Genomic DNA, 13,249 nt, shown 5'->3' with positions numbered 1-13,249 from the left:
TCGGGCACTTTTTCATTGGGTCTGTCTGCGGGGGGATTGTTAAAGCATGAACAGCGGACTGGCATGTGCCAGGTTCAAACAGAAAGGTCATCGATGAGCTGGATTGAACGAATTCTTAACAAGAGCAATATTACACAAACCCGTAAGGCGAGCATTCCTGAAGGGGTCTGGACCAAATGTGACAGCTGCGGTCAGGTTCTCTATCGCGCCGAGCTGGAACGTAATCTGGAAGTGTGTCCTAAGTGCGACCACCACATGCGCATGACTGCGCGCATGCGCCTGCATACCCTGCTGGACGAGGGCAGTGAGGTAGAACTGGGCAGCGAACTGGAGCCGAAAGATGTTCTGAAGTTCAAGGATTCCAAAAAGTATAAAGATCGTCTGGTTGCCGCACAGAAAGCGACCGGCGAGAAAGATGCGCTGGTCGTGATGAAAGGCACGCTGTACGGCATGCCGATTGTCGCCGCTTCTTTCGAATTTGCTTTTATCGGCGGTTCCATGTCTTCCGTGGTCGGTGCACGTTTCGTGCGCGCGGTTGAACAGGCGCTGGAAGACAACTGCCCACTGGTGTGTTTCTCAGCCAGTGGCGGTGCGCGTATGCAAGAAGCGCTGATGTCGCTGATGCAAATGGCGAAGACCAGCGCAGCGCTGGCGAAACTGCAGGAACGTGGTCTGCCGTACATTTCGGTACTGACCGACCCGACCATGGGGGGCGTTTCCGCCAGTCTGGCGATGCTGGGCGATATCAACATCGCCGAGCCGAAAGCGCTGATCGGCTTTGCCGGCCCGCGCGTTATCGAGCAGACCGTGCGTGAAAAACTGCCGCCGGGCTTCCAGCGCAGTGAGTTCCTGATTGAAAAAGGCGCCATCGACATGATCGTGCGCCGTCCGGAAATGCGCCGCACTCTGGCGAGTATCCTTTCCAAGCTGACCAACCAGCCGCAGCCGCATTTCGATGAGGCGGAGCCGGTAGTCGCACAGGAAAATCAGGCCGACGCCTGAGGCCGATAAATCACCCGCGCAGGTGCAAGCCCGCGCGGGATTCAGCTGTCGTTTTGTGGCTAAATGCCGGCTGATATGCCCTATGAATTTCACGTTGCGGTCAACTCGCTGCAGCTTGAAAGGTGACGGGTGTTACGGAGAGCATCGCCTTTACCGCGGTGAGGGTGGTGCCCTGATGGATCAATGAACCCAATCAGTGATGGGACTCATGCAAAACCACCAAATTCCCCAAGCCACGTCGCCATTGAGCTCGTGGCTTTATTATCTTGAACGTCTGCACAGCCAGGCGATCGAACTTGGCCTGGAACGCGTACAGCGCGTTGCGGCGCATCTTGATTTACTCACTCCCGCACCGACGGTGTTCACCGTTGCCGGCACCAATGGCAAAGGCACGACTTGCCGGACTCTGGAAGCCATTCTGATGGCGGCCGGTCTGCGCGTTGGCGTTTACAGTTCGCCGCATCTGGTGCGCTATACCGAACGGGTGCGCATTCAGGGCGAGGAGCTGAGCGAAACGGAGCACTGCCGTTCGTTCGCCGCCATTGAGGCGGGCCGGGGTGAAACCTCACTGACCTATTTCGAATTTGGCACCCTGTCGGCGCTGCAACTGTTCAAACAGGCTAAGCTTGACGTGGTGATCCTGGAAGTTGGCCTTGGCGGCCGCCTGGATGCGACCAACATCGTCGATCCGAGCGTGGCTGTGGTCACCAGCATCGCGCTGGATCATACCGACTGGCTGGGCAACGATCGCGAAAGCATCGGCCGCGAGAAGGCCGGAATTTTCCGCGGCGGCAAGCCGGCGGTGGTGGGCGAGCCGGATATGCCTGACACCATCCGCGAGGTGGCGGAAACGCTGGGCGCGACGCTGTATCGCCGTGGCGAAGCCTGGACTTACAGCGAACAGGGCGAACGCTGGCAGTGGGAAGGCGGCGGCACGCGGCTGACCGATCTGCCGATGCCCAACGTCCCGCTAGCCAATGCCGCGACCGCGTTGGCAGCACTGCACTATTCCGAGTTGGAAATCGATGAGCGGGCGATCTTCACCGGCCTGCAGCAGGCGACGCTGCCTGGGCGCTTCCAGATTGTGCGACAGGATCCGATGCTGATCCTGGACGTGGCGCATAACCCGCACGCCGCAGGCTATTTGGCCGGGCGTTTGGCCAAGTTGCCGCGCAAAGGCGGCAAGGTGCGTGCCGTGGTGGGCATGCTGTCGGATAAAGACATCGCCGGCACGCTGGCTTGCCTGAGCGAACAGGTGGATGAATGGTATTGCGCGCCGCTGGAAGGGCCGCGTGGAGCCAGCGTGGAATCGCTGGCGCAACATTTGACGGAACCGCGGCAGTTTGCCGATGTCGAAACTGCCTGGCGTCAGGCTATGCAGGACGCTGATATTCAGGATATTGTGATCGTCTGTGGATCGTTCCACACCGTTGCGCACGTGATGGCGGCGTTAGACGAGATGCGGGGAGTGTGAGTGGCAAGCAAATTTCAAAACCGATTGGTAGGAACCGTCATTCTGGTCGCGCTGGGGGTCATCATCCTGCCAGGGCTGCTGGATGGAAAAAAGAAACATTACGAGGATGAGTTCGCGGCCATTCCCCTGGTGCCGAAACCGGGTGACGTGGAAGAAAACGACGTGGTGCCGCCGGTAACCCAGTCTTTGCCGGCGCAGCCGCCGGAGGGGGCGGGCGCACTGGTCGAGCAGCAGGCGGCGAACGAAGCGGCCTCGCAGCAGGCCGTGCGCCAGACGGCGCAACAGCCGGTTCAGGTCGCGCCGCCGGTCGAAACTCGCCCGGTGCAACAACCGAAACCGAAGCCGGTCGAAACCAAACCGGTGGAAGTGAAACCAAAACCGGTTGAAACCAAGCCGGTGGAAGTGAAGCCAAAGCCGGTGCAGCAGCCGAAACCGGTTGTTCAGCCGAAGCCTGAGGTTGTTCCGGAGGTTAAAGCGGAGCCCAAAGTTGAGCCGAAGCCAGAACCTAAACCAGAACCTAAGCCAGAACCGAAACCGGCCGCAGAAGAGAAAGCGCCGGCAGGGCAGGCTTATGTGGTGCAACTGGGGGCGCTGAAAAACGCCGCCAAGGTGAATGAGGTCGTGGCGTCGCTCAGGCTGTCCGGCTATCGCGCCTTCACCGTGCCGTCAACGCCGGTGCAGGGGCAGATCACCCGGATCTACGTTGGCCCGGACGCTTCAAAACAGAAGTTGCAGTCTTCGCTGTCTGCGCTGAACTCCATCAGCGGTTTGAGCGGCCAGGTGAAGCCCTACGGCGCACGTTGACAGGATTGGGGCACAGCATGCTGTGCCCCTGAATCGATGAGTGCTGGTGTAATCACTATTAAAAATGTGCCTTTCACAGGCAAAACGGCCTATGTAGGCGCGGCGATTGGGAATTTTTTTATCGCCGTTTTTTATTTGTAACGTGCTAGGAAATCCCCTACGCAAACGTTTTCTTTTTCTGTTAGAATTCGCCGCGAATTGGATGCAGGGGCGATTCATCATTGGAATAGTTCATGGTCTGGATTGATTACGTCATTATAGCGGTGATTGGATTTTCGGCTCTGGTGAGCCTGATCCGAGGGTTTGTTCGCGAAGCATTGTCACTTGTGACATGGGGATGTGCGTTTTTTGTTGCCAGCCATTTCTACTCTTACCTTGCGGTCTACTTCACTCGTTTTGAAGATGAACTGGTGCGAAACGGCATCGCGATTGCCATCTTGTTTATCGCGACCCTGATCGTAGGAGCTATTGTCAACTATGTGATTAGCTCACTGGTAGAGAAAACCGGGTTATCAGGCACCGACCGGGTGCTGGGCGTCTGTTTCGGCGCACTGCGCGGCGTGTTGATCGTTTCGGCGATGCTGTTTTTCCTGGATACCTTTACCGGCTTCTCGCAAAGTGACGACTGGAAACAGTCACAGCTCATTCCCCAGTTCAGTTATATCATCAGGTGGTTCTTTGACTACCTGCAGAGCACGTCGAGTTTCTTACCGACCCATTTACCGGGGCGGTAGCGCTGATGAGGAAAAGACAACATGTGCGGTATTGTCGGTATCGCCGGTTTTATGCCGGTAAACCAGTCGATTTATGATGCGTTGATGGTGCTTCAGCACCGTGGCCAGGATGCCGCAGGCATCGTCACCATAGATGCCCACAACGGGTTCCGTCTGCGTAAAGCAAATGGTCTGGTGAAGGATGTGTTTGAGGCACGCCATATGCAGCGCTTGCAGGGCAACATGGGTATTGGCCATGTGCGCTACCCGACGGCTGGCAGCTCCAGTGCCTCAGAGGCTCAACCATTTTATGTAAACTCGCCGTTCGGCCTTACGCTGGCCCATAACGGCAACCTGACCAACGCCCATGAGCTGCGCCAATCGCTGTTTGAAAGCGGTCGCCGCCATATCAACACCACCTCCGATTCCGAGATCCTGCTGAACGTACTGGCCAGTGAGCTGGACCGCTTCCAGGATTATCCGCTGGAGTCAGACAACATTTTCACCGCCGTTGCCGCCATGCATCAGCAACTGCGTGGCGCTTACGCCTGCGTGGCGATGATCATCGGCCACGGTCTGCTGGCGTTCCGCGACCCGAACGGCATCCGCCCGCTGGTGATCGGCAAACGCCAACTTGAAGATGGCCGTAACGAGTATATGGTGGCTTCCGAGAGCGTAGCGCTGGATACGTTGGGCTTCGAGTTCCTGCGCGACGTGGCGCCGGGCGAAGCGGTGTACATCACCGAGAAGGGCCAACTGTTCACCCGCCAGTGCGCAGAGAACCCGAAAACCAACCCGTGCCTGTTCGAATTCGTCTACTTCGCACGTCCAGATTCCTTTATGGACAAGATTTCGGTCTACAGCGCCCGTGTGCGCATGGGGCAGAAGCTGGGTGAGAAGATTGCCCGTGAATGGGAAGATTTGGACATCGACGTGGTGATCCCGATCCCGGAAACGTCCTGCGATATCGCGTTGGAAATCGCGCGTATCCTGGATAAGCCGTATCGCCAGGGTTTTGTGAAGAACCGCTACGTCGGCCGTACCTTCATCATGCCGGGCCAGCAGGCGCGCCGTAAGTCGGTGCGCCGCAAGCTGAACGCCAACCGCGCCGAGTTCCGCGACAAGAACGTGCTGCTGGTGGATGACTCTATCGTCCGCGGTACCACGTCCGAGCAGATCGTTGAGATGGCGCGTGACGCCGGGGCGAAACGCGTTTATCTGGCTTCCGCTGCGCCGGAAATTCGTTTCCCGAACGTGTACGGCATTGATATGCCGAGTGCCAACGAACTGATTGCCCACGGCCGTGAAGTGGACGAAATCCGCCAAATCATCGGTGCCGACGGTCTGATCTTCCAGGATCTGGACGATCTGATCGAAGCGGTGCGCGAAGAGAACCCGGACATCAGCCAGTTCGAATGCTCGGTGTTTAACGGCATCTATGTCACCAAGGACGTAGACCAGAACTACCTCGAGTATCTGGAATCGCTGCGTAACGACGACGCCCAGGCGATGCGTGGCCAGACCGAAGCAGAAAATCTGGAAATGCATAACGAAGGTTAAGCCTAAGCGCTAGCCAAAAAGGTGCACCGCGGCGTTTGTCGCGGTGCATTATCCTCCCCGACTTGCTTATGCACCGCCATTCCGGCAAAGTCTGCCTGATCCTACTTTCTCTTCGGCAGAGGCCAGCTTTATGAAACGACTCATCATCGGTATTTCCGGCGCCAGCGGCGCAATCTACGGCGTGCGCCTGTTGCAGGCATTGCGTGACGTCGCAGAGGTGGAAACCCATTTGGTGATGAGCAATGCGGCGCGGCAAACGCTTTCGCTGGAAACCGAGCTTGGTCTGCGTGAAGTGCAGGCGTTGGCTGATGTGGTACATGATGCACGCGACATCGGTGCCAGCATTTCTTCCGGCTCGTTCAAAACCCTGGGTATGGTGATTTTACCTTGCTCAATCAAGACGTTATCCGGTATCGCCAACAGCTATAGTGACGGCCTGCTGACGCGCGCCGCCGATGTGGTCCTGAAGGAGCGCCGCCGGCTGGTGTTGTGCGTGCGCGAAACCCCGTTGCATATCGGCCATTTGCGGCTGATGACGCAGGCGGCGGAGATGGGCGCGGTGATCATGCCACCGGTACCGGCTTTTTATCACCAACCGAAAAGCATCGATGACATCATCGATCAAACCGTGAATCGGGTGGTCGATCAGTTCGACATTGAATTACCGAAAGATTTGTTCACCCGCTGGCAAGGCTCCAATTAACAAATTTATCCCCAATTTGGCACATTTGTGCAACACCGCACTGAATTAGGGCGGTACATGCACCATAATGATCCCACTCCATCACGTTCACTGTTTCAAGGCTCTGGCATTTTGTCATTGCCCGTGACGCGGCCCTGACTGGCCGATTTATTTTTGCGGTTATCGTCCCAGGAAACAGTTTTGTGAAGGCCGGAGTCGTTCCCTCCGCCTACAGCAACAAATGTGGCACGATTACTGCAAATTGATTTGGTGGGAAAGTAATGCCCGCAGTGGCATCAGAAAAATCAATTTGAGGGTAATTTATGAAAAAGCTGGTTAAGGTTCTTCCTTTAGTCTTGGCTTTGAGCGCAGTAAGCAGCGCATTCGCCGCGCTACCATCGACGCTGAAGATAGGTACCGATCCGACCTATGCACCATTTGAATCCAAAAATGCCAAGGTGAGTTGGTCGGCTTTGATATCGATCTGGCCAAAGAGCTGTGCAAACGCATAAATACCCAATGTACCTTTGTGGAAAGCGATTTTGACGCACTGATCCCCTCTCTGAAGGCGAAGAAAATTGACGCCATCATTTCTTCTTTGTCGATCACTGAAAAACGCCAGCAGGAAATTGCCTTTACCGACAAGCTGTACGCCGCTAACGCCCGTCTGATCGCGCCGAAAGGCTCGAAGCTGCTGCCAACGGTGGACGCGCTGAAAGGCAAGAGCGTGGGCGTGCTGCAGGGCACCACCCAGGAAGCCTACGCGAACGCCATGTGGCAGCCTAAGGGCATCACCGTGGTGCCTTACCAGAACCAGGACCTGGTATATGCCGACCTGGCATCCGGCCGTATCGATGCCGCCTTCCAGGATGAAGTGGCGGGCAGCGACGGCTTCCTGAAGCAGCCCCCGGGCAAGGATTACGCTTTCGCCGGCGAATCGGTGAAGGATGACAAGTTCTTTGGCGTGGGCACCGGTATGGGGCTGCGCAAGACCGATACCGAACTGAAGGCGGCGCTGGATAAAGCCTTTGCCGACATGCGCAAAGACGGCACTTACGACAAGTTTGCGAAAAAATACTTCGATTTTGACGTCTACGGCGGTTAATCCCACGTACCGTTCCATGGTGTGACTACGGGGCCGGCCTGCTGGCCCCGATGGTTCGGGCTCCAATGACGACAGGGTGAAGTAGATGCTGCAAGGCTATTCCCAACTGATATTTGAGGGCGCTCTGGTGACGCTGGAACTGGCCCTCAGTTCCGTACTGCTGGCGCTGGTGATTGGTTTGATCGGTGCCGGCGGCAAGCTTTCCCATAACCGCCTGCTTTCTACGCTGTTTGGTGCCTATACCACGCTGATCCGCGGCGTGCCTGATTTGGTGCTGATGCTGCTGATTTTCTACGGCCTGCAGATTGCGCTGAACAACCTCACAGAACTGCTCGGCTTTTCGCAAATTGATATCGATCCGCTCAGCGCGGGGATTATTACCCTCGGCTTTATCTATGGTGCCTATTTCACGGAAACCTTTCGCGGCGCTTATATGGCGGTGCCGAAGGGGCAGATCGAGGCGGCTACCGCCTACGGTTTTTCAGGCTCACAGATTTTCCGCCGCATTTTGTTCCCTGCAATGATGCGTTTTGCCCTGCCGGGCATCGGCAACAACTGGCAGGTGATCCTCAAGGCGACGGCGCTGGTGTCGATTCTGGGTCTGAACGACGTGGTGAAGGCCACTCAACTGGCCGGCAAAGGCACCTATCAGCCATTCTTCTTTGCGATAGTGGCCGGTGTGGTTTATCTGATTTTTACCACCGTTTCCAATGGCGTGTTGTTGTGGCTTGAACGGCGTTATTCATTGGGCGTCAAGAGGGCCGAATTATGATCGAGATTTTGCAACAGTATGGGCAATCGCTGCTGTGGAGCGACGGCTACCGTTTCACCGGTGTGGCGGTCACGCTGTGGCTGCTGATCTCATCGGTGGTGATGGGCGGCTTGCTGGCGATACCTATGGCGGTAGCGCGCGTTTCCTCAATCTCCTGGGTGCGTTTTCCGGTGTGGCTCTACACCTACATATTCCGCGGCACGCCGCTGTATGTGCAGCTGTTGGTGTTTTATTCGGGGATGTACAGCCTGGAGATCGTGCGAGGTACGGATTTCCTCAACGCGTTCTTCCGCAGCGGGCTCAACTGCACCATTCTGGCGCTGACGTTGAACACCTGCGCCTACACCACCGAGATCTTCGCCGGGGCGATCCGCGCGGTGCCGCACGGTGAAATTGAGGCGGCCAGCGCCTATGGGTTCTCTCGCTTCAAAATGTACCGCTGCATCATTCTGCCTTCGGCGCTGCGCACCGCGCTGCCGGCTTACAGCAACGAAGTGATCCTGATGCTGCATTCCACGGCTCTGGCGTTTACCGCCACCGTGCCGGATCTGTTGAAGATAGCGCGAGATATCAACGCGGCGACCTATCAGCCGTTCTATGCCTTTGGCATCGCGGCTGTGCTGTATCTGGCGATCTCCTACGTATTGATCAGCCTGTTCCGCAAGGCCGAAAAACGCTGGATGGCGCACGTTAGTCACTGATAATGACGGGGAAAAACCATGTCTGAAAATAAATTAGCCGTCACTGAACTGCATAAGCGTTATGGGGAACACGAAGTACTGAAAGGCGTGTCACTGGCGGCGAATGCAGGGGATGTGATTAGCATCATTGGCTCTTCGGGGTCCGGTAAAAGCACCTTTTTGCGCTGCATTAACTTCCTGGAGAAACCCAGCGAAGGCTCCATCAGCCTGAATAATGAAGATATTCGCATGGTGCGTGACAAGGACGGCCAACTGAAGGTGTTTGACAAGAAACAGCTGCAATTGCTGCGTACTCGTCTGACCATGGTGTTCCAGCACTTTAACCTGTGGAGCCACATGACGGTGCTGGAGAACGTGATGGAAGCACCGGTGCAGGTGCTGGGGTTGAGCAAGACCGAAGCGCGCGAGCGCGCGGTGCGTTATCTGGATAAGGTGGGCATCGACGAACGTGCGCGTGGCAAATACCCGGTGCATCTGTCGGGTGGCCAGCAGCAGCGCGTGTCCATCGCCCGTGCGTTGGCAATGGAACCGGAGGTGCTGTTGTTTGATGAACCGACGTCGGCACTGGATCCGGAGCTGGTGGGGGAAGTGCTGCGCATCATGCAGAAGCTGGCTGAAGAGGGGAAAACCATGGTGGTGGTGACGCACGAGATGGAATTTGCGCGCCATGTATCAAGCCACGTGATTTTCCTGCATAAAGGGCTTATTGAAGAGCAGGGGCCACCGGCTGAGCTGTTTGGCAATCCAAAAAGCCCGCGCCTGCAGCAGTTCCTTTCCGGCGCTTTAAAATAATCGGTTGCCGGGGACCTGCTCCGCCGGGCCCCGGCATTCCCCTCAACGGGCGTCGATCCGTTGATTGATAACGTCATCCAGCGCCTGTTCCAGCTCCAGAAAGCGGAAACTGAACCCCGCCTCCTCCAACCGTCTCGGCACCGCCCGTTGGCCGCCCAAGACCAGCACCGCCGCTTCTCCCATCAGTAAACGCATGGCAAATGCCGGCACGCGCAAAAACGCCGGACGATCGAGCACGTTGGCGAGTTGGGCTGTGAACTGTTCGTTATGCACCGGGTAGGGGGCGACCATATTGAAGGGGCCCTGCAGGGTGGCGTGTTCCAGCAAATAAAGAATGCCGTTGACCATATCGTCGAGATGTATCCAGGGCAGATATTGGCGGCCATTGCCTATCGGCCCGCCCAGCCCCAGACGGAACGGCGGCAGCATTTTCGCCAGCGCTCCGCCTTTGCTTGCCAGCACCACGCCGGTGCGCAGCAGGCAGACACGGGTCGCGTCGCTTTGCGCTTGCAGCGCCAGGGATTCCCACCGTTGGCAGAGCTGATGGGTGAATTCGTCATGCGGAGCTTCATCTTCGGTGACTACCGCCTGGCCCTGATCGCCATAGTAGCCGGCGGCGGAACCGGAAATCAGCACGCCGGGCGGCGAGCTGCCGGCGTTAATCAACGCCGCTAACCGTTCGGTCAGATCCCAACGGCTGTGACACAGGCGCTCTTTCTGCGCCTTGCTCCAGCGTTTATCGGCGATAGGCTCACCGGCCAGGTTGATCACGGCGTCAAAGCCATCCAGCGACGTTTGGTCCTGCAACGTTGACCAGTAGCTGACTTGTTCGCCAAACCGTTCATGCGCACGTTGTACGTCACGGGTCAGTACCGTGATTGAGTGAGACAGACTCAGCAGCCGCTGCGTCAGGCTGCTCCCTATCAATCCTGTGGCGCCGGTGATCAGGATCCGCATGGTCAACCTCCCTGATACGCTATTGTTTCAGCCCCGGCGATAACTCATGGTCATGGAAACCGAGTCGGCATAACGCAGGGCCAGTAGTTTATCGATCTCTACTTCAGCATAGGTTACCCAGGCATGTTCTTTCACGATATCGAGCACATCCTGAGTTAATTTTTCCAGCAGAGCGAAGCGGTTATCTTCAACATGGCGGATGATCGCTTTGGTGATGGTGCGGTAGTTGAGCGCGTCGTCGATGTTTTCGCTATTGCGCGCCTTATCCGCCGGGTAGTGGATTGCTACATTAATCAGGACGTCCTGGCGGTTGTTGATTTCTTCTTCCTTGATACCGATGAAAGTACGCAACCGCAGATTTTTGATACGAATAATGGCGTCGGGTTGACTAAATGACATCAGAGAGTCTCCACAGGTCTGATTATTGGCGCTCAGAATACACGGAAAGTAGGGAAAAGATAACGAGCTGGAGAAAACTCCCCGGAGGCCGGGGAGTCGGGCGGTTAACCCTGTTCGGCCAGCTTGTAGGCGCGCCCGGTCGCCGGGCGGTTGCTGATGCGTTCGAACCAGTTGCGCACTGCCGGATAATCCGCCAGGTCAATGCGCTGGCGCGGATGCGAAACCACCCAGGGATAGGTGGCGATATCGGCAATGCTGTAATTGTCGCCGCCCAGGTACGGGTGCTTTTGCAGCTCGGCTTCCAGCACGCCATACAGGCGCTTGGTTTCCAGATGGTAACGTTCGATGGCGTAAGGCACCGGTTGCGGGGCGTAATGGTTGAAATGATGGTTCTGCCCGAGCATGGGCCCAAAGCCTGCCACCTGCCAGAACAACCACTGCAGCGTGGCGGCGCGCTCACGCAGCCCTTTGCTCAGCAACTTGCCGGTTTTCTCCGCCAGATACAGCAGGATTTCGCCGGATTCGAACAGGCTGATAGGCGCACCGCCGTCAACCGGTTGCTGATCGACAATCGCCGGGATTTTGTTGTTGGGTGAAATGCTCAGAAAGTCCGGCTTGAACTGGTCGCCGGCGCTGATATTTACGCGGTGGATACGGTAAGGTAAGCCAACCTCCTCCAGAAACAGGGTAATTTTGTGACCGTTGGGAGTAGGCGCGTAATACAGGTCAATCATGGTGCCTCCTGCGGTAAAGTGATCTGTAAGTCATTACACGTTGCAGCGATCTTCGCCGCATACAAAGGTATATCAAAGATTCAACTATACCCGATGAATTTCAAGTTGCAGCCAACATGCAGCTTGAAAGACAACGGGGATATAGAGTTACCAACAATAGCAGCTAAGAATAGCAGGCTATGTGAGATTCGTCTGATGCTATATCCGCAAGAGACATCACAATTTCAGGCCAATGAGGTTTAACCTCTCGTCAGCCTTGCCGTCCTTGGCCACTGCGATAAAATAGCGCATATATCCATGCTAAAGGAATGGTTATGAAGCTGATATTCGCCTCTGATATACACGGTTCACTCCCCGCCACTGAAAGCATCCTGGATCGATTTGAACAAAGCGGCGCCGACTGGCTGATTCTTCTGGGCGATTTGCTGAATCATGGGCCGCGAAATGCGCTGCCGGCAGGTTATCAGCCAGCTCAGGTTGCCGAACAATTGAATCGCTATAGCGACAAGATCATCGCCGTTCGCGGCAATTGTGACAGTGAAGTTGATCAAATGTTGCTGACGTTTCCCATCACCGCATCCTGGCAGCAGGTGTTGTTGCAAAAAAGACGATTGTTTTTAACCCACGGTCACCTTTATCATCCCTCGGCACTGCCGTCGTTATCTTCCGGCGATGTCCTGGTCTATGGCCACAGTCATGTACCGCAGGCGGAACGGCAGGGAGAGATTTACTGCTTTAATCCAGGGTCGGTCAGCATTCCGAAGGGGGGCTTTCCCGCCAGTTATGGCATACTGGAGGAGGGCATTTTAAGTGTGGTTACCCTGCAGGGCGGCAAGGCTGTTGCAGAGGTGGCATTAACGCACTAATTTATACACACACAATAAAAATCTTTGAAAAACACTCATTGATTAACCAGCGCGCGGGATGCAACGCGCCAAAATAGAAGGTTTTAGAGGATGGCGGAACAGGGTCAGGCTGCAGATACCGAGTGGGTTGATATCGTCAACGAGCAAAACGAAGTGATTGCTCAATCAAGTCGCCAACAAATGCGTGCTCAACGGCTGCGTCATCGTGCTACCTATATTGTGGTGCATGATGGAATGGGTAAAATTCTGGTGCAGCGTCGCACCGACATTAAAGACTTCTATCCGGGCTGGCTGGATGCCACCGCGGGCGGAGTGGTACAAAGCGGCGAGAACGTGCTGGATTCCGCACGCCGCGAGGCGGAAGAGGAACTGGGTATCGCCGGCGTGCCTTTCGCCGAACATGGCCTGTTCTATTTTGAAGAAGAACAGTGCCGGGTATGGGGCGCACTGTTTAGCTGCGTTTCCCACGGGCCTTTTGCCTTGCAGGAAGAGGAAGTGGTTGAGGTGAGCTGGCTGACGCCGGAAGAGATCACCGCCCGCTGCGACGAGTTCACACCGGATTCGCTGAAGGCGCTGTCGCTGTGGCTGACGCGCAACAACGAGCAGGCTTACGGTAAACCGCTACGCGACACCGACGAAAACGTCTGAGAGTCGCCAGGTCGTCAACATGAAAAAGCCGGTCATATGA

At 56.3% G+C, this 13,249-nt stretch carries 14 protein-coding genes and 1 pseudogene; 12 read left to right on the top strand and 3 right to left on the bottom strand.

Annotated features, from left to right (window positions below; all coding sequences use genetic code 11):
* The first annotated feature begins 93 nt into the window (after positions 1 to 93).
* The 10 genes and pseudogenes from accD (at position 94) to hisP (ending at position 9,605) form a co-directional block, all read left to right on the top strand.
* Positions 94 to 1,002 carry an acetyl-CoA carboxylase, carboxyltransferase subunit beta gene (accD, locus tag SPL01S_RS16305; RefSeq protein ID WP_004947349.1) on the top strand — a complete coding sequence of 303 codons (909 nt, stop codon included), beginning with the start codon at positions 94 to 96 and terminating at the stop codon, positions 1,000 to 1,002.
* A 208-nt stretch (positions 1,003 to 1,210) separates the two neighbouring features.
* Positions 1,211 to 2,476, top strand: coding sequence for a bifunctional tetrahydrofolate synthase/dihydrofolate synthase (gene folC / locus SPL01S_RS16300; protein ID WP_063201241.1), 1,266 nt, complete (start codon positions 1,211 to 1,213; stop codon positions 2,474 to 2,476).
* Entirely contained in the window at positions 2,477 to 3,280 is an 804-nt protein-coding gene (gene dedD / locus SPL01S_RS16295; RefSeq protein WP_063201238.1) for a cell division protein DedD, read from the top strand.
* A 233-nt stretch (positions 3,281 to 3,513) separates the two neighbouring features.
* Positions 3,514 to 4,014: a colicin V production protein gene (cvpA, locus tag SPL01S_RS16290; protein WP_004947341.1), complete on the top strand. Its 501-nt coding sequence runs from the start codon at positions 3,514 to 3,516 to the stop codon at positions 4,012 to 4,014.
* 21 nt (positions 4,015 to 4,035) lie between these two features.
* Positions 4,036 to 5,553 (top strand): amidophosphoribosyltransferase, encoded by a 1,518-nt coding sequence (gene purF / locus SPL01S_RS16285; protein WP_063201235.1) that lies wholly within the window; start codon positions 4,036 to 4,038, stop codon positions 5,551 to 5,553.
* A 130-nt stretch (positions 5,554 to 5,683) separates the two neighbouring features.
* Complete coding sequence (locus tag SPL01S_RS16280) at positions 5,684 to 6,256, top strand: UbiX family flavin prenyltransferase (RefSeq protein WP_063201232.1); 573 nt, start codon at positions 5,684 to 5,686, stop codon at positions 6,254 to 6,256.
* 302 nt (positions 6,257 to 6,558) lie between these two features.
* Positions 6,559 to 7,340, top strand: a pseudogene (hisJ, locus tag SPL01S_RS16275) (histidine ABC transporter substrate-binding protein HisJ).
* Positions 7,341 to 7,425: 85 nt separating this feature from the next.
* Positions 7,426 to 8,112 (top strand): histidine ABC transporter permease HisQ, encoded by a 687-nt coding sequence (locus SPL01S_RS16270; protein ID WP_004947330.1) that lies wholly within the window; start codon positions 7,426 to 7,428, stop codon positions 8,110 to 8,112.
* Positions 8,109 to 8,813: an ABC transporter permease gene (locus tag SPL01S_RS25305; RefSeq protein WP_004947327.1), complete on the top strand. Its 705-nt coding sequence runs from the start codon at positions 8,109 to 8,111 to the stop codon at positions 8,811 to 8,813. Before SPL01S_RS16270 ends, SPL01S_RS25305 begins: the two co-directional genes overlap by 4 nt.
* An 18-nt stretch (positions 8,814 to 8,831) precedes the next feature.
* On the top strand, positions 8,832 to 9,605 hold the full coding sequence (gene hisP / locus SPL01S_RS25300) for a histidine ABC transporter ATP-binding protein HisP (RefSeq protein WP_004947323.1): 774 nt from the start codon (positions 8,832 to 8,834) through the stop codon (positions 9,603 to 9,605).
* Positions 9,606 to 9,647: 42 nt separating this feature from the next.
* Here hisP and SPL01S_RS16255 read toward each other — a convergent pair whose 3' ends face one another.
* The 3 genes from SPL01S_RS16255 to yfcG all read right to left on the bottom strand — a co-directional run bounded on the left by SPL01S_RS16255 (position 9,648) and on the right by yfcG (position 11,695).
* On the bottom strand, positions 9,648 to 10,562 hold the full coding sequence (locus tag SPL01S_RS16255) for a TIGR01777 family oxidoreductase (RefSeq protein WP_063201229.1): 915 nt from the start codon (positions 10,560 to 10,562) through the stop codon (positions 9,648 to 9,650).
* Positions 10,563 to 10,589: 27 nt separating this feature from the next.
* Entirely contained in the window at positions 10,590 to 10,961 is a 372-nt protein-coding gene (gene folX, locus SPL01S_RS16250; protein ID WP_004947317.1) for a dihydroneopterin triphosphate 2'-epimerase, read from the bottom strand.
* Positions 10,962 to 11,065: 104 nt separating this feature from the next.
* Positions 11,066 to 11,695 carry a GSH-dependent disulfide bond oxidoreductase gene (yfcG, locus tag SPL01S_RS16245; RefSeq protein WP_004947314.1) on the bottom strand — a complete coding sequence of 210 codons (630 nt, stop codon included), beginning with the start codon at positions 11,693 to 11,695 and terminating at the stop codon, positions 11,066 to 11,068.
* Between the two features lie 314 nt (positions 11,696 to 12,009).
* Between yfcG and yfcE the strand changes: the two genes are divergently transcribed.
* Complete coding sequence (yfcE, locus tag SPL01S_RS16240; protein ID WP_063201226.1) at positions 12,010 to 12,561, top strand: phosphodiesterase; 552 nt, start codon at positions 12,010 to 12,012, stop codon at positions 12,559 to 12,561.
* A 90-nt stretch (positions 12,562 to 12,651) separates the two neighbouring features.
* A complete protein-coding gene (gene yfcD / locus SPL01S_RS16235; protein WP_063201223.1) occupies positions 12,652 to 13,209 on the top strand; it encodes an NUDIX hydrolase YfcD in 558 nt (185 codons plus the stop codon).
* The last annotated feature ends 40 nt before the right edge of the window (positions 13,210 to 13,249 follow it).

This window comes from Serratia plymuthica NBRC 102599 (assembly GCF_001590925.1).
Taxonomy (GTDB): Bacteria; Pseudomonadota; Gammaproteobacteria; order Enterobacterales; family Enterobacteriaceae; genus Serratia; species Serratia plymuthica.
Note: the sequence above shows the minus strand (reverse complement) of the source record. Positions and strands in the feature narration are given on the sequence as shown.